Below are 14711 nucleotides of genomic sequence, written 5' to 3' on the forward strand. Positions count from 1 at the left end.
CGCTCTTCAGCAAAGGCACCGACTGACGCTGCATGTTCGAACCCATCAGCGCCCGGTTCGCGTCGTCATGCTCCAGGAACGGAATCATCGCCGTCGCGACCGACACCATCTGACGCGGCGACACGTCCATGTAGTCGACCTCGGACGGGTGGACCGCCTCGAACTCGCCGCCCTTGCGGCGGGCGAGCACGCGGGTCTCGGCGAAGGTGCCGTCGGAGTTCAGGCCCGTGTTGGCCTGCGCCACGACGTGCCGGTCCTCCTCGTCCGCCGTCAGGTAGTCGATCTCGTCGGTGACCCGGCCGTCGACGACCTTCCGATAGGGCGTCTCGACGAAGCCGAAGGAGTTGACCCGCCCGAAGGAGGACAGCGAGCCGATGAGGCCGATGTTCGGGCCTTCCGGCGTCTCGATCGGGCACATCCGGCCGTAGTGGGACGGGTGCACGTCACGGACCTCGAAGCCGGCCCGCTCACGCGACAGACCACCCGGGCCGAGGGCCGACAGACGCCGCTTGTGCGTCAGGCCGGCCAGCGGGTTGGTCTGGTCCATGAACTGCGACAGCTGCGAGGTGCCGAAGAACTCCTTGATCGACGCCACGACCGGGCGGATGTTGATCAGGGTCTGCGGCGTGATCGCCTCGACGTCCTGCGTGGTCATGCGCTCGCGGACCACGCGCTCCATGCGGGCCAGGCCCAGGCGGACCTGGTTCTGGATGAGCTCGCCCACCGTGCGCAGACGACGGTTGCCGAAGTGGTCGATGTCGTCGGTCTCGACGACCACCGAGTTGTCCTGGCCCATCGTCTCCTCGCCGGCGTGCAGCCGGACGAGGTACTCGATGGTGGCGACGATGTCCTCGTCGGTCAGCGTGCCCTGGGTGATGTCGGCCTGGACGCCCAGCTTCTTGTTGATCTTGTAACGGCCGACCTTGGCCAGGTCGTAGCGCTTCGGGTTGAAGTACAGGTTCTCCAGCAGGGCCTGCGCCGACTCCTTGGTCGGCGGCTCGCCCGGACGCAGCTTGCGGTAGATGTCCAGCAGCGCGTCGTCCTGGCCGGAGGTGTGGTCCTTCTCCAGGGTCGCCCGCATCGACTCGTACTGGCCGAAACGCTCCAGGATCTGGTCGCTGGTCCAGCCGAGCGCCTTGAGCAGCACGGTGACGGGCTGCTTGCGCTTGCGGTCGATCCGCACGCCGACGCTGTCCCGCTTGTCGATCTCGAACTCGAGCCACGCGCCGCGCGACGGGATCACCCGGCAGCCGAACAGGTCCTTGTCGGAGGTCTTGTCGACCGAGCGGTCGAAGTAGACGCCGGGCGACCGGACGAGCTGGGAGACCACGACACGCTCGGTGCCGTTGATGATGAAGGTGCCCTTCGACGTCATGAGCGGGAAGTCGCCCATGAACACCGTCTGGCTCTTGATCTCACCTGTGGTGTTATTGATGAACTCCGCCGTCACGAACATCGGGGCGGAGTAGGTCATGTCCTTGTCTTTGCACTCGTCGACCGAGTACTTGGGTGGCTCGAACCTGTGATCCCGGAACGACAGGGACATGGTTCCGGAGAAGTCCTCGATGGGACTGATCTCCTCGAAGATCTCTTCGAGACCGGATTGGGTCGGAATGTCCTTGCGCCCGGCCTGGCGAGCCGCCTCGACCCGGCCCTTCCATCTCTCGTTTCCGAGCAGCCAGTCAAAGGACTCGGTCTGCAGGGCGAGAAGGTCGGGTACTTCGAGCGGCTCCTCGATACGTGCGAACGACACGGTACGGGGACCGGCGGGTACGGCGGAGGCGTTGCGCGAGGCTGCCAACAGATGTCCTTCCGAGGGCTCGCGGACTGACTACACGCACGCCAGACGACCAAGACTAAGAGTTACTCAGAGAGACGGTCGTCAAAGGGCAGCGCAAAGGGGCAGTGTAGCCGATCGGCATACACCTGTCCACTCCGCTATCGCTCTGCGCTCCACGTTGCTGGCAGCATCACCCGTCAGCGCCGAAACGTCAAGCCCGAGAGCCGACATTTCGCCTAACCTACGGGCGTCACGCTGGGTTTTTCCCGCCCTCGGGACCGAGCGGCCGTCAGGACCCTGTCCCTACCCGGGACCGGAGACGGGTAACGCACAGTCACGCGAACGGGCCAACGCTGACCGTGGGTCGACGCCGCCACGGCCTGGATACCCAGCACCAGCCCTGGCTTAAACGCCTTCTTTGCTAACAATTTAGCCACGGGCCTCAGGGAACGGGCGTGTCACCCAGGAGCGTGGACAGCCGGGAGACCCTCCAGCCGTCGCCCTGCGTCACCATGACCAGGCGCGCTCTCCCCTGGCTGACCTGCTGTTCAGGCTCCCCCTTGGCCGGTGCGGAACGTGTCGTGACCATGTTCACGAACAGCAGCACCCGGACCTCTTCCGGCGACGCCGACTCCACACCCGCGGCGGCCACGACCGCGTGCTGAACCGTCCGGCGCTCACGCGCACGGGGGCCGAGTGTCGCCGCGAGGGTCCGGTAGTGCTCCGCCAACTGCCCTGTCGCGTGCGCGCCGGCCCTCAGCATGTCGCGGTCGATCGTACGGTAGTCGTACGACAACATGTCGGGGGCGTAGGACCGGGCGGCCGCGAGAGCCTCCCGGGAGGCCGTCTCCGCGGCCCGGAGGCGGCGCAGGTCGAGCAGCAGCCATACGGCGGCGACGGCCAGCCCGGCCGCCACGAGGGCCGTCAGCGCCGTCAGGAGGCGTCTCACTGGACCAGCTCCGCGTGGGAGACCAGCCACAGGCCGGATGCCTTCGTGACGTCCATGCGCCAGCGGAAGAAGCGCTCCTCGGGAGGGGCCTTCCTGCCGTCCTCCCAGTGGATCACCGCGTCACCGACGATCAGCACCTGCGCCGTACGCCGGCCTCCGTCGAAGGAGGCGAGCGCGGAGGCACGCAGCACCCCCGTCTGCACGGCCTTGTTCCGCACCGTGGTGTCCCTCAGCGCCGCCTGCCCCGCGGCGTACCTCGCCCGCTGCTGACCGGTGGAGGTGGCGAGCGCCCGCTTGATGTCGTCGTCGATGCGCCGGTGGTCGACGGACATGAGACTCACCGCGTGCGCCGCGGCGGCCCGCACGGCCATCTCACGCTCCTGTTCCGCCGCCAGCGCCTCCGTACGGGCCTGGACGAGGCGCAGGACCGCCAGGGCCGACACGGCCACGAGGAGGACCAGCCCGACGGTGAGCGCGCGCCGCATCCCCGCACCTCCTGAGCACCGGTGGCCTCGGCCCGATCATGTCGCGCGGATCCTACGTCGCACCATAGGTCAACGATCGCGTCCTGCTCATATGGGTCTGGATCGAGTACGACTTACGGGCATGCGAAAGGGGCGGTCCCATCCGGCACCTGGATGGACCCGCCCCTTCGGTGAAGCGTGGAACTACTTGACCGTGACGGTCGCGCCGGCGCCCTCGAGGGCCGCCTTCGCCTTCTCGGCCTGCTCCTTGTTGACCTTGCCGTCGAAGACCGGCTTCGGAGCGCCGTCCACGAGGTCCTTGGCCTCCTTGAGGCCCAGGCTCGTCAGGGCGCGGATCTCCTTGATGACCTGGATCTTCTTGTCGCCGGCGGCCTCGAGGATGACGTCGAACTCGTCCTGCTCCTCGGCCTCCTCGGCGGCGGCCGGAGCGCCGGGGGCGCCGACGGCGGCGACGGCGACCGGGGCGGCGGCCTTGACGTCGAAGGTCTCCTCGAAGACCTTCACGAACTCGGACAGCTCAAGGAGGGTCATCTCCTTGAAGGTCTCGAGCAGCTCGTCGGTGCTGAGCTTCGCCATGATGTGTTCCTCCAGTGGATCTAGCAAAAAACGTGTAAAGGGACCGCGGTGCGCGCTTCCCCCGTCCGCTTCGCGGACCTACTCGCCGGCCTCTTCGCGCTTGGCGCGCAGAGCCTCGGCCAGTCGAGCCATGGTGGTGGGCAGCGCGGCGAAGGTGGCGGCAGCCTGGGACTGCTTGGCCTTCAGCGCACCGGCCAGCTTCGCGAGGAGCACCTCACGGGACTCAAGGTCGGCAAGCTTGGTGATCTCGTCGGGGGTCATCGACTTGCCGTCGACGACGCCGCCCTTGATCACCAGGAGGGGGTTGGCCTTGGCGAAGTCACGCAGACCCTTGGCCGCCTCCACGACGTCGCCCTTGACGAACGCGATGGCGGTCGGGCCCTGGAACAGGTCGTCCAGGGAGGAGATCCCGGCGTTGTTAGCCGCGATCTTGGTAAGCGTGTTCTTCGCCACGGCGAACTTCGCATTCCCACCGAGAGAAACGCGCAGCTGCTTGAGCTGGGCGACGGTGAGACCGCGGTATTCGGTCAGAACGGCGGCGCTGGATCCCTCGAACTCACTCTTGAGCTCGGCGATCGCGACGCTCTTATCCGCCTTCGCCATGGGCCTCCTTCCAGATGTGCCGCCGGCGAAGGCCCTCGGAAAACAGACAAGCCCCGGCGCAGGCGCACGGGGCTTGAACGGACGTCGAACGTCCTCAAGCTTCTCCACACCTACGCGGGCCGTCCACTCATCGTGGATCCTTCGGTCGCCTGGCTGTGGGCCCGGCGACGACCGGCGGTCTTTGGCAGGAGACAGACTACGTTGTCAACCGTCTGGACGCCAAATCAGCCGCCCAGGCCGGACGGCTGCTGTAGCGTCTGCGGCAGTTCGCCCACCTGGTCGGCGGCCGGCGCCTCGATCGAGACGGGCTCGTTGAACAACTTGAACATCGCGGTCGCCTTGAACGTGCCGGTGCCCGGCTTTCCGCCGTTCAGCTCGACCTTGCGAGGCAGGCCCTGGGCGTCGACCCACGCGTCGAACTTGACGTCCTTGGCGTTCGCGAACTCGCCCTGCATCCGGCCGCGCTGCTCCTCGGGAAGCTGCTTGACCGCCTCGTCCACCGGGAACGTGCCCGAGTAGTGGGTCGTCTCCACCCCGCCGACCTGCTCGGTGCCGACGGACTTGACGTCCTTGGACGCCGTCAGCAGGGCCGCGCTCGTCTTCAGGTCGAACTGCTGGGCCTGACGGAGGAACTGGTCGACGTTCACCCCGGCCTGCGAGCCGAGCTGGCCCAGGTCGAGCCTGATCCACGGCTTGGTGGCGCCCACCAGCGTCTTGAGCATGTCGAGCTTCACGTACGCCACGTCGTCCTGCAGGATCACCCGCACCCCGCCGGGAACGTCCTGCCCGTTGAACGACACCCTCGTGAGGTTGACGTCGGAGGCGATCTGCGGGGTCTTCTGGTAGCGCATCGTGCCCTGGACGACGCCGCCCTGACCGCCCCCGGTCTCGGTCACGTTGACCACCAGGTCCGCGGCATAGGTGTTCACCTCGTCGACCTTCTTCGAGGTCTGCTGGATGACCTCGGCGGCCGAGAGCTGCGCGTTCTGGAGAGACGGAGTCGCGGTCGTCCCGCATCCCGCGACCGAGAGCGCGGCCACCGCTCCGGCGGCCACCAGTATTCGTCGCATGTCTGTCATCCCTTCGGTTGCCCCCTTTACCTGCCCTTGACCCTATGCGGCTAACGCGCCGGGCGCGTTGCCCGAGGACGAACCGGCATGAGCTCTACACAAACCCTGCACAACAGACGAGGCGGTAGACGTGCGGAAGCCCCCGCCCGGGCAGGGCGGGGGCTTCCGTCGTCGTTCTTGCCGGGGTGACGGCTCAGGCGTCGATCTCGGCGGTCATCCCACGCGTCACGTTCGGGTCGACCGGGATGCCCGGGCCCATGGACGTGGTGAAGGTGACCTTCTTGAGGTAACGGCCCTTGGCCGCCGACGGCTTGAGACGCAGCACCTCGTCGATGGCGGCGGCGTAGTTCTCCACCAGCTGACGGTCGTCGAAGGACGCCTTGCCGATGATGAAGTGCAGGTTCGCGTGCCGGTCGACCCGGAACTCGATCTTGCCGCCCTTGATGTCGGTGACGGCCTTGGCCACGTCCGGCGTGACGGTGCCGGTCTTCGGGTTCGGCATGAGGCCACGGGGACCGAGCACGCGGCCCAGGCGACCGACCTTGCCCATCAGGTCCGGCGTGGCGACGACCGCGTCGAAGTCGAGACGGCCCTTGGACACCTCGTCGATCAGCTCGTCGGAGCCGACGATGTCGGCGCCCGCCGCGCGAGCCTCCTCGGCACGGTCACCGGTCGCGAAGACCAGGACCCGGGCGGTCTTGCCGGTGCCGTGCGGGAGGTTGACGGTGCCGCGGACCATCTGGTCGGCCTTGCGGGGGTCGACACCCAGCCGCAGGGCGACCTCGACGGTCGCGTCGAACTTCGTGGTCGCGGTCTTCTTGGCCAGCCGTACGCCGTCGAGCGGGTTGTACAGGGCCGTGCGGTCGACCTCGGCCGCCGCGTTCTTCCAGTTCTTGCTGCGCTTCACTTCATGCTCCTCGTGGAGATCGTGGTCGGGGCCTGCGCTTCGGCCCTCCCACAGCGTTTGATTGCCACGCCAGCGGCGCGGCGCCTCGGGGCGCTACGGGCCCTCGCGGAGATTCTCAGTCGGCGATCGTGATGCCCATGGAGCGGGCGGTGCCGGCGATGATCTTCTCGGCGGCCTCGACGTCGTTGGCGTTGAGGTCCTGCATCTTGGTCTCGGCGATCTGGCGAAGCTGCTCGCGCGTCAGCTTGCCCACCTTGTCCTTGTGCGGGTTCGCGCTGCCCTTCTGCAGACCGGCGGCCTTCTTGATCAGCTCGGGCGCCGGCGGCGTCTTCGTGATGAAGGTGAAGGAGCGGTCTTCGAAGATGGTGATCTCGACGGGGATGATGTTGCCCCGCTGGGCCTCCGTCGCAGCGTTGTACTGCTTGACGAAGTCCATGATGTTGACGCCGTGCGGACCGAGCGCGGTACCGACCGGCGGCGCGGGGGTGGCCTGTCCAGCGGGAAGCTGGACCTTCACCAGGGCCGCGACTTTCTTCTTTGGAGGCATTTATCCTTCTCCGGGTCCTTGTCCTACAGAAGCCTCACGGGCACGCCGAAGCAGGGCATGCGTGAGGACGGCTATCGAGTCTACGCGAGGCGGTCAGATCTTCGAGACCTGGTTGAACGACAGCTCCACCGGGGTCTCCCTACCGAAGATCGACACGAGGACCTTGAGCTTCTGCGACTCGGCGCTGATCTCACTGACCGTGGCCGGCAGCGTGGCGAACGGCCCGTCCATCACGGTGACGGACTCGCCGACCTCGAAGTCGACGGTCGCGGTGGTCGCCTTCGTCGTGGCCTTCTTCACTTCCTCGGAAGGCTCGGGGGCGAGCAGCTTGGCGACCTCGTCGAGGTTCAGCGGGCTCGGCTTGTTGGACAGTCCGACGAAGCCGGTCACACCGGGCGTGTTGCGCACCGCGGCCCAGGATTCGTCGGTCAGGTCCATCCGGACCAGGACGTAACCGGGAAGCACGCGCTCCTTGATCGGAGTCTTCTTGCCGCCCTTGAACTCGGTGATCGTGTGGGTCGGCACCTCGACCTGGAAGATGAAGTCCTCCATGTTGAGGGACCCGATGCGGCTCTCGATGTTCTGCTTCACCCGGTTCTCGTAACCGGCGTACGAGTGGATGACGTACCACTCGCCGAACTGACCGCGAAGCTGCCGCTTGAACTCCTCGACGGGGTCGACGTCCGGGAGGACGTCGCCGTCCTCGTCGACCAGCGGGGCGGCCTCGGCCGAGTCCTCGCCGCCGTCACCACCGTCCGGCGCGGCGACCGTGGTCTCCTCGGTCTCCTCGACCTCTGCTACGGCCTCGTCCTGCTCGGTGCCCCACTCGTCATCCTCGTCATGGGAGCGGTCGGCCGGCATCGGGGACTCGGACACGGGACTCTTCCTTCTTCGCTTGGTGTCTTGACGCGCTGTGACGTCTCGGGCGGGATCAGGATCCGCCGAAGAGCCAGAGCACAGCCTTACCCAGCAGCGTATCGATCCCGAACACGATCCCAACCATGATCACAACGAAGACCAGGACGACTACCGTGTACGAGATCAGTTCAGTGCGCCGGGGCCAGATGACCTTGCGCAGCTCGGCGACGACCTGCCGATAGAACAGAGCGGGCGAGGTGCGCTTTGCCTTCTTCTCATTGGTCGGCTTGCCTGGCTTGCCAGCGGTCTCGCCGCGGGTATCGATCGCCACAGTCCTCACCTGATCCGTCGTGTCCGTCGCAGTTGCGGCGCGCTTTCACGCCATTGTTGCGCGGACCGCACTCCGCAGGGCACGAGGGACTCGAACCCCCAACCGCCGGTTTTGGAGACCGGTGCGCTACCAATTGCGCTAGTGCCCTAAGCCGTGCACCACGATACCCGAGAAACGCGGAGAAGCGCCCATCCCGTCGTTCACGTGGCCCACTAGTCGGTGAAGTGTACGCGGGAATCACCGGTCCGTCGAACCACATGGTCGCCGCGCCGCCCCGAAGGTGGCGCGGGTGCCGTTCGTGCCGTTCAAAGCTACCGTGCCGAGCCGTCCGCATCCTGGATATGGAGACGAAACCGCATGGCGCGTCTGGAACGATGGAGGCATGACCCGACCTCGCATCTCCGCGCGTATTTCCGCGATCTCCGAGTCCGCGACTCTGGCGGTGGACGCCAAGGCCAAGGCGATGAAGGCGGCCGGTCGGCCGGTCATCGGTTTCGGCGCCGGCGAACCCGACTTCTCGACGCCCGCCTACATCGTCGAGGCGGCCGTCGAGGCGTGCCGGAACCCCAGATTCCACAAGTACACCCCCGCCGGCGGCCTGCCCGAGCTCAAGCAGGCGATCGCGGACAAGACGCTGCGCGACAGCGGGTTCCAGGTCGACGCCGCCAACGTCCTGGTGACGAACGGCGGCAAGCAGGCCGTCTACGAGGCCTTCGCCACGCTGCTCGACCCGGGTGACGAGGTCCTGGTCGTGGCGCCGTACTGGACGACGTACCCGGAGGCGATCAAGCTCGCGGGCGGCGTCCAGGTCGACGTGGTCACCGACGAGACGACGGGTTACCTGGCCTCGGTCGAGCAGCTGGAGGAGAAGCTGACCGACCGCACCAAGGTGCTGCTGTTCGTCTCGCCGTCGAACCCGACGGGGGCCGTCTACTCCCCCGCCCAGGTCGAGGAGATCGGCCGGTGGGCGCTCGACAAGGGCCTGTGGGTGGTCACCGACGAGATCTACGAGCACCTCGTCTACGGCGACGCGACGTTCTCCAGCATCGCCGCCGCCGTGCCCGAGCTGCGCGACCGGGTCGTCGTGCTGAACGGCGTCGCCAAGACGTACGCGATGACCGGCTGGCGGGTGGGCTGGCTCATCGGGCCCTCCGACCTCGTCAAGGCGGCGACGAACCTGCAGTCCCACGCCACCTCGAACGTCTCCAACGTCGCCCAGGCCGCCGCGCTCGCGGCCGTCTCCGGTGACCTGTCCGCCGTCGCCGAGATGCGGGCGGCCTTCGACCGGCGCCGGCAGACCATCGTCCGGATGCTCAACGAGATCCCCGGCGTGGTCTGCCCCGAGCCGCTCGGCGCGTTCTACGCGTACCCGTCGGTGAAGGCGCTGCTGGGCAAGGAGCTTCGCGGCAAGCGCCCCGCGACCTCGGCCGAGCTGGCCGAGCTCGTCCTGGAGGAGGCCGAGGTGGCGCTGGTGCCCGGCGAGGCGTTCGGCACTCCTGGTTACTTCCGCCTGTCGTACGCGCTGGGCGACGACGACCTGGTCGAGGGCGTCAGCCGGGTGGCCAAGCTCCTCTCCGAGGCGCACTGACAGACCGAGGCGCACTGAAAGTCCGAAGCGCACCGAAAGACCGAAGCGCCCCGCCACGGAGGCCCGGTCCCCATCACGCGGGACCGGGCCTCCGGCATGTCCGTCCCACCGCCCAGGCCCTCCGAAGGAGGCGGAGACGGCGGGACCCCGGGGTTCACTTCACGACGGCGACCTCCGCGGCGATCTTCTTGAGCTCCCTGTCGGCCGCGGCGGCGCCGATCTTCGCCGCGTAGTCGGGGCTCATCATGACCTCGACCCCGACACCGGGAGCGAGGTTCCACGCGATCGTCCTGGTGCCCCCGTCGTTGAGCTCGTCTCCGCCCTCCGACAGGCTGACCAGGTACGCCTTCCTGTCGCCGGCCTCGACCGCCTTGGCGCCCTGGGCGGCGAAGCCCTTGAGCCGCTCACCGAACTTCTTGGCGGCGTCCTTCCGGTAAATGACTATCTGGACGCTGTACATGCCGGGTTCCAGCCCCGGCTCCACCCAGCTGGTGGTGTAGCTCCGGGTGCCGAACCCGTCTTTTCCGGACCACTTGCCCCATTCGAGCCCGTCGGGCAGGTAGCCGACGCGCACGCCGCCGAGCGTCCGGCCGTCGCCGAGATCGCCGAGGTCCTGGGGCATCCCCGGGCTCTCCGTACCCTCCGTGGTGTCGGGGGCCGGCGCGGCCGTCGCGGCGACGATCAGCGTGACCGCCGCCCCGGGGGGAGCGCTCGTCCCAGGAGCCGGCGTCTGGTCGACGACCGTCCCCGCCGGATCCTTATCGCTGACCACCTTCGTGATCCGCACCGTGTAGCCGGCCTCCTTCAGGGCGGCGCCGCCCTCCTCGGCGCTCTTGCCGACCATGTCGGGGACGAGGTTCGCCGGCACGGCGACCGTGTCACCCGAGCCGGTCGCGGACGCGACCGGGGCCCCCTGGCCGGCGGCGGCACCGTTCCCCTGGCCGTCGCCCACGGCCGGGGCCGTGCCCGGCCCGCCGGTCAGCACCACGGGCACGGTCACCGCGACCGCCGCGGTGAGCAGAGCCGCTCCCGCCACGCGAAATCGCACCACGTGCCGCCGGTTGCGCCGCCGTACGGCCTGGCCCAGCGACGGCGGCGCCTGCACCCCGGCCACCTGAGCGGCCATCGCGTCTCTCAGCGCCTCTTCGACGTTCATGCGGACGCTCCTTCCAAGTTCTCCATGCGTGCGCGCACACGCGCCAGGCCGCGGGCGGACTGGCTCTTGACGGTGCCGACCGAGCAGCCGAGCAGCGCCGCGGTCTCGGCCTCGGACAGGTCCTCCCAGTAGCGGAGAACCAGGACGGCCCGCATGCGGGGCGGCAACTTCCTGAGTTCGGTCAGGAGCACGTCCCGCAGCCCGGGGTCGTGCGACTCCACGGGCGTCTCCGGCGGCTGGGCGAAGGTGATCTCCTGGATCACCCTGCGCCGCCTGGCCTTGCTGATCGCGCCGTTCACCACGACCCGGCGCGCGTACGCCTCCGGGTTGTCGTGCCGGATGCGCGGCCAGTGCCGGTAGACCTTCTCCAGCGCGCTCTGGACCATGTCCTCGGCGTCGGTCGCCGAGGCGCCGCAGACCAGGATCGCGGTGCGCAGAAGAGCGGTGCTGCGCGCGGCCAGGAACTCGTCGAATGCCGCCTCGTCTTCTTCGGTCATGAGCTCCCCTTTCGCCCCTCCCCAACGCGCCAACTCGGCAGCGGGTTGTCAGCGGAATGCGGCAACATATGGAGATGGCACGTCCACTCGACACGCTCCCCAAGGCACATCTGCACCTGCACTTCACCGGCTCGATGCGGCATTCGACGCTGATCGAGCTCGCCCGGGAGCAGGGCGTCCATCTCCCCGACGCGCTGGTGGAGGACTGGCCGCCGAAACTGCGGGCGACCGACGAGCGCGGCTGGTTCAGGTTCCAGCGGCTGTACGACATCGCGCGGTCGGTGCTGCGCCGTCCCGAGGACGTCTACCGGCTGCTGCGCGAGGCCGCGCAGGACGAGGCGCGGGAAGGCTCGCGCTGGCTGGAGATCCAGGTCGACCCGTCCGGGTACGCGAACCGCTTCGGCGGCCTGACCGAGACCCTCGAACTCGTCCTCGACGCGGCGGAGAAGGCGGCAGGCGAGTCCGGGACCGGCATCGCGGTGATCGTGGCCGCCAACCGCACGCGGCACACGCTCGACGCGAGGACGCTGGCCCGCCTGGCGGCGCGGTACGAGGGCAGGGGCGTGGTCGGCTTCGGCCTGTCCAACGACGAGCGGCGCGGCCGGGCCAGGGACTTCGAGCACGCCTTCCGCATCGCCAGGCGCGCCGGGCTGCTCGCGGTGCCGCACGGCGGCGAGCTGCTGGGCGCGGCGAGCGTCGCCGAGTGCCTCGACGACCTGGAAGCCGACCGGATCGGCCACGGGGTGCGCGCGGCCGAGTCGCCCCGGCTGATGGAACGGCTGGCCGACCGGCAGGTCACCTGCGAGGTGTGCCCGCTGTCGAACGTCGGCCTCGGGGTCGTCGAGCGCCCAGAGGACGTGCCGCTGCGGCGGCTGTTCGAGGCGGGGGTGCCGATCGCCCTCGGCGCGGACGACCCGCTGCTGTTCGGCGCCCGGCTGCTGCCGCAGTATGAGCTCGCCAGGAGCGCGTACGGCTTCACCGACGCCGAGCTCGCCGAGCTCGCCCGGCAGTCGATCAGGTCGTCGGCGGCGCCCGAGGGGGTCAAGAAGGATCTGCTGTCCGAGATCGACGGCTGGCTCGCCTCCCCCGGCTGAGTTCGCGCCTCATCGAACCGAGGAGGCGATCCGCACGGCCTCGTCGCGGTCCGGGCCCTCCAGCCGCAGGCCGACCAGGTTGTGCTGCCAGATGAGCGTAGGCCCCGCCGCCCGCTCCTCGTGCGGCGCGCCGCCGCCGTACGGCACGTAGGACACGCCGTGGGGCTGCTGGATCCACCAGCCGCCGACGGCGGCCACCTGCTCGGGGAACGGCTCGCCGAGCTCCTTGCGCCAGACGACGCCCAGCGTCCCGTCGAACTCGTCGAGCCGGACTCCCGGCCACAGCAGCGTCACCACCCGGCCGCCGTCGGCGAGCCGCACGTCGGCCGGATCCCCCAGCGCGGTGGGCACGGCGATGGGGAACCGTGCGGTCCGCCGCGCCTCCTCCAGCGTCACCCTGCGCTCGCCGGGCAGCGGGCCCGGCACCCCCGTGGGCAGCGGCCCCGGCCCTGCGACGCGGATCTCCACGCCCGCGAAGCGCAGCACGGACACCACCGCGGCCCGGCCCTGCGGGGTGGCCCCCAGCAGCACGGCCATCAGGACCGCCACCGACGCCGCCAACGCCCGCGGCGTCGGCCGCCGGCCGGCCCACCACCCGTGAACGCGCCGATCCGGCCTTGCCCGCTCGCCCTCCAGCCGGGCGCGTACGGCGCGGGCGACGTCGGCGGGGGGCGGCGCGGGCACGGTCAGGCCGGCGCCCAGAGCGCGCAGGCGGGCGTCGAGCGCCTCCCGCTCGTCGTCATCCGAGATGCTCACGGCCCACCTCCTCCCGCAGGCGCCGCAGGGCCCGGAACGTCCGCGACTTCACGGTGCCGAGCCGTACGCCGAGGACCTCGGCCGTCTCCGCCTCGGACAACTGCAGGAAATACCGGCAGACCACGGCCTCGCGTTCCCCCTGGGGCAGCGCGCGTACGGCCTCCAGCAGGCGGGACCTGCCGTCGGCCGCCACGGCCACGCTCTGCGGGTCCTCGGGTCCGTACGGCTCCCGCTCGCGGCCCAGCCGTACGGCGAGGTCGGAGCGGCGGCCGCGGGAGCGGGTGAGGTCGTGGGTCTCGTTGGCCACGATGCGCAGCAGCCAGGGCCGGAATGGCGAGCCCCGGCGGAAGCCCTTCAGGTGGCGGAACGCCTTGACGAACGCCTCCTGGACGACGTCCTCCGCCTCGGCCGCCGCGCCCAGCAGGTGCGCCGTGCGGTGGGCGACCGCGCTGTACCGGGTGACCAGGACTTCGTAGGCGTCGAGGTCACCGGCCAGGGCACGGGTCACTGCTTCGTCGTCATCCATTTGGGGGGCGAATCGGGGCGGATCTGCGGACGGAGGTGCAGCCTACGAGCAGCGGGGCATTCCGTCCACAGCGCCGCAGGCCGCACGCGAGCGGGCCCCTGCGGCGAAGCGGATACCCGCCGATGGGGTGGGCACTACACTTTCCAAGTCCGTCAGCGTGTAGATCGAGGATCTTATGTCTGGGTATGACCGAGTAGTCCAGCCCGCGGCCGGAGACGAGGCTCTGGAGAACCACCTCGGCGGCGACGAGGCCAAGAACTACCGGCAGTACGAGTTCGACATGGTCGCGCCGCACGTGGGGCGGTCGCTGCTGGAGATCGGCTCGGGTCTCGGGCATTTCGCCGAGCAGTTCCTGCCGCGCCTGGACAGGCTCGTGGTGAGCGACTTCGATCCTTACTGCGTCGAGCAACTGCGCAAGAGGTTCGCGGACCGCGACGACGTGTCGGTGCTCCAGTTCGGGCTGCCGACCGACATCCCGCTGGCCGACCCGGTCGACACCGTCGTGATGATGAACGTCCTCGAGCACATCGAGGACGACGCGGAGGCGCTGCGGTCGCTGGCCAGGGTCACCGCCCCCGGCGGCAGGATCGTCATCTGGGTGCCCGGCTACATGCAGCTCTACGGGGACTTCGACCGCAAGGTGGGGCACGTCACCCGCTACACCCCCGCCACGCTGCGCAAGACGGTCGTCGCCGCGGGACTCGACATCCAGGTGCTCAAGCCGATCAACTTCCTCGGCGGCATCGCGTGGTGGGCGGCCGTGCGGCGGGGCGGCGTGGGGTATCCCGACCCCCGGCTCGTGAAGATCTACGACAGGACCGTCGTGCCGATGACCCGGCTCATCGAGCGGTTCGTCCGCCCGCCGTTCGGCCAGACCGTGTTCTGCGTCGCCAGGGTGCCCGGGTAGGGCGCCCATCGGGTTCCGTACGCCACGGGAGCAGTCCGCCCGGAATCCCGAATTGCGCGACAAAGGCCTCCTGCCTGCACA

The 14711-nt window shown here is 69.2% G+C and carries 16 protein-coding genes, 1 tRNA gene and 1 pseudogene; 3 read left to right on the forward strand and 15 right to left on the reverse strand.

Translation table 11 applies throughout. From position 1 onward, the window contains the following. The 11 genes and pseudogenes from HHX31_RS31760 to HHX31_RS31810 form a co-directional block, all read right to left on the reverse strand. Window positions 1-1801 (reverse strand): annotated as a pseudogene (locus tag HHX31_RS31760) (DNA-directed RNA polymerase subunit beta); the annotation flags it as partial. Between the two features lie 421 nt (window positions 1802-2222). Continuing rightward, complete coding sequence (locus HHX31_RS31765) at window positions 2223-2729, reverse strand: hypothetical protein (RefSeq protein ID WP_169953185.1); 507 nt, start codon at window positions 2727-2729, stop codon at window positions 2223-2225. After that, on the reverse strand, window positions 2726-3214 hold the full coding sequence (locus HHX31_RS31770; protein WP_169953187.1) for a hypothetical protein: 489 nt from the start codon (window positions 3212-3214) through the stop codon (window positions 2726-2728). Before HHX31_RS31770 ends, HHX31_RS31765 begins: the two co-directional genes overlap by 4 nt. Window positions 3215-3397: 183 nt before the next feature. Further along, on the reverse strand, window positions 3398-3790 hold the full coding sequence (rplL, locus tag HHX31_RS31775) for a 50S ribosomal protein L7/L12 (RefSeq protein WP_169953189.1): 393 nt from the start codon (window positions 3788-3790) through the stop codon (window positions 3398-3400). A gap of 78 nt (window positions 3791-3868) precedes the next feature. After that, window positions 3869-4393, reverse strand: coding sequence for a 50S ribosomal protein L10 (gene rplJ, locus HHX31_RS31780; protein ID WP_169953190.1), 525 nt, complete (start codon window positions 4391-4393; stop codon window positions 3869-3871). A gap of 224 nt (window positions 4394-4617) precedes the next feature. Then, window positions 4618-5463 (reverse strand): DUF1396 domain-containing protein, encoded by an 846-nt coding sequence (locus tag HHX31_RS31785; protein WP_169953192.1) that lies wholly within the window; start codon window positions 5461-5463, stop codon window positions 4618-4620. A gap of 193 nt (window positions 5464-5656) precedes the next feature. Continuing rightward, entirely contained in the window at window positions 5657-6370 is a 714-nt protein-coding gene (gene rplA, locus HHX31_RS31790; protein WP_169953193.1) for a 50S ribosomal protein L1, read from the reverse strand. A gap of 115 nt (window positions 6371-6485) precedes the next feature. Further along, window positions 6486-6917 (reverse strand): 50S ribosomal protein L11, encoded by a 432-nt coding sequence (rplK, locus tag HHX31_RS31795; RefSeq protein WP_139580512.1) that lies wholly within the window; start codon window positions 6915-6917, stop codon window positions 6486-6488. A 93-nt stretch (window positions 6918-7010) separates the two neighbouring features. Continuing rightward, window positions 7011-7793, reverse strand: coding sequence for a transcription termination/antitermination protein NusG (gene nusG, locus HHX31_RS31800; RefSeq protein WP_311932424.1), 783 nt, complete (start codon window positions 7791-7793; stop codon window positions 7011-7013). Between the two features lie 55 nt (window positions 7794-7848). Continuing rightward, complete coding sequence (secE, locus tag HHX31_RS31805) at window positions 7849-8106, reverse strand: preprotein translocase subunit SecE (RefSeq protein ID WP_169953195.1); 258 nt, start codon at window positions 8104-8106, stop codon at window positions 7849-7851. Window positions 8107-8181: 75 nt separating this feature from the next. Then, window positions 8182-8254, reverse strand: a tRNA-Trp gene (locus HHX31_RS31810). Window positions 8255-8488: 234 nt separating this feature from the next. Here HHX31_RS31810 and HHX31_RS31815 point away from each other — a divergent pair. Then, complete coding sequence (locus HHX31_RS31815) at window positions 8489-9694, forward strand: pyridoxal phosphate-dependent aminotransferase (protein WP_169953197.1); 1206 nt, start codon at window positions 8489-8491, stop codon at window positions 9692-9694. A gap of 154 nt (window positions 9695-9848) precedes the next feature. Here HHX31_RS31815 and HHX31_RS31820 read toward each other — a convergent pair whose 3' ends face one another. Beyond that, window positions 9849-10850, reverse strand: coding sequence for a PASTA domain-containing protein (locus HHX31_RS31820; protein WP_169953199.1), 1002 nt, complete (start codon window positions 10848-10850; stop codon window positions 9849-9851). Then, window positions 10847-11347 (reverse strand): SigE family RNA polymerase sigma factor, encoded by a 501-nt coding sequence (locus HHX31_RS31825; RefSeq protein WP_169953200.1) that lies wholly within the window; start codon window positions 11345-11347, stop codon window positions 10847-10849. The genes HHX31_RS31820 and HHX31_RS31825 overlap by 4 nt, the downstream gene beginning before the upstream one ends. Before the next feature lie 74 nt (window positions 11348-11421). Between HHX31_RS31825 and HHX31_RS31830 the strand changes: the two genes are divergently transcribed. Further along, window positions 11422-12441 (forward strand): adenosine deaminase, encoded by a 1020-nt coding sequence (locus HHX31_RS31830; RefSeq protein ID WP_169953202.1) that lies wholly within the window; start codon window positions 11422-11424, stop codon window positions 12439-12441. Window positions 12442-12450: 9 nt separating this feature from the next. Here HHX31_RS31830 and HHX31_RS31835 read toward each other — a convergent pair whose 3' ends face one another. Beyond that, window positions 12451-13197, reverse strand: a complete 747-nt coding sequence (locus tag HHX31_RS31835) for a hypothetical protein (protein ID WP_211590613.1) — start codon at window positions 13195-13197, stop codon at window positions 12451-12453. Further along, window positions 13181-13723, reverse strand: coding sequence for an RNA polymerase sigma factor (locus HHX31_RS31840; protein ID WP_169953204.1), 543 nt, complete (start codon window positions 13721-13723; stop codon window positions 13181-13183). Before HHX31_RS31840 ends, HHX31_RS31835 begins: the two co-directional genes overlap by 17 nt. Before the next feature lie 175 nt (window positions 13724-13898). On the opposite strand from HHX31_RS31840, the gene HHX31_RS31845 reads away from it, so the two are divergent. Continuing rightward, window positions 13899-14630 (forward strand): methyltransferase, encoded by a 732-nt coding sequence (locus HHX31_RS31845; protein ID WP_169953206.1) that lies wholly within the window; start codon window positions 13899-13901, stop codon window positions 14628-14630. Window positions 14631-14711 lie beyond the last annotated feature (81 nt).

This window comes from Microbispora sp. H11081 (genome assembly GCF_012999535.1).
Classification (GTDB): Bacteria; Actinomycetota; Actinomycetes; order Streptosporangiales; family Streptosporangiaceae; genus Microbispora.

Excerpts from the sequence above, each read along its gene's own strand:
- HHX31_RS31785 (WP_169953192.1), bottom strand. The coding sequence starts at position 5,463 with ATGCGACGAATACTGGTGGCCGCCGGAGCGGTGGCCGCGCTCTCGGTC.
- HHX31_RS31825 (WP_169953200.1), bottom strand. The coding sequence starts at position 11,347 with ATGACCGAAGAAGACGAGGCGGCATTCGACGAGTTCCTGGCCGCGCGC.
- HHX31_RS31820 (WP_169953199.1), bottom strand. The coding sequence starts at position 10,850 with ATGAACGTCGAAGAGGCGCTGAGAGACGCGATGGCCGCTCAGGTGGCC.
- HHX31_RS31840 (WP_169953204.1), bottom strand. The coding sequence starts at position 13,723 with ATGGATGACGACGAAGCAGTGACCCGTGCCCTGGCCGGTGACCTCGAC.
- rplL (WP_169953189.1), bottom strand. The coding sequence starts at position 3,790 with ATGGCGAAGCTCAGCACCGACGAGCTGCTCGAGACCTTCAAGGAGATG.
- rplJ (WP_169953190.1), bottom strand. The coding sequence starts at position 4,393 with ATGGCGAAGGCGGATAAGAGCGTCGCGATCGCCGAGCTCAAGAGTGAG.
- HHX31_RS31815 (WP_169953197.1), top strand. The coding sequence starts at position 8,489 with ATGACCCGACCTCGCATCTCCGCGCGTATTTCCGCGATCTCCGAGTCC.
- rplK (WP_139580512.1), bottom strand. The coding sequence starts at position 6,917 with ATGCCTCCAAAGAAGAAAGTCGCGGCCCTGGTGAAGGTCCAGCTTCCC.
- HHX31_RS31770 (WP_169953187.1), bottom strand. The coding sequence starts at position 3,214 with ATGCGGCGCGCGCTCACCGTCGGGCTGGTCCTCCTCGTGGCCGTGTCG.
- HHX31_RS31845 (WP_169953206.1), top strand. The coding sequence starts at position 13,899 with ATGTCTGGGTATGACCGAGTAGTCCAGCCCGCGGCCGGAGACGAGGCT.
- HHX31_RS31830 (WP_169953202.1), top strand. The coding sequence starts at position 11,422 with ATGGCACGTCCACTCGACACGCTCCCCAAGGCACATCTGCACCTGCAC.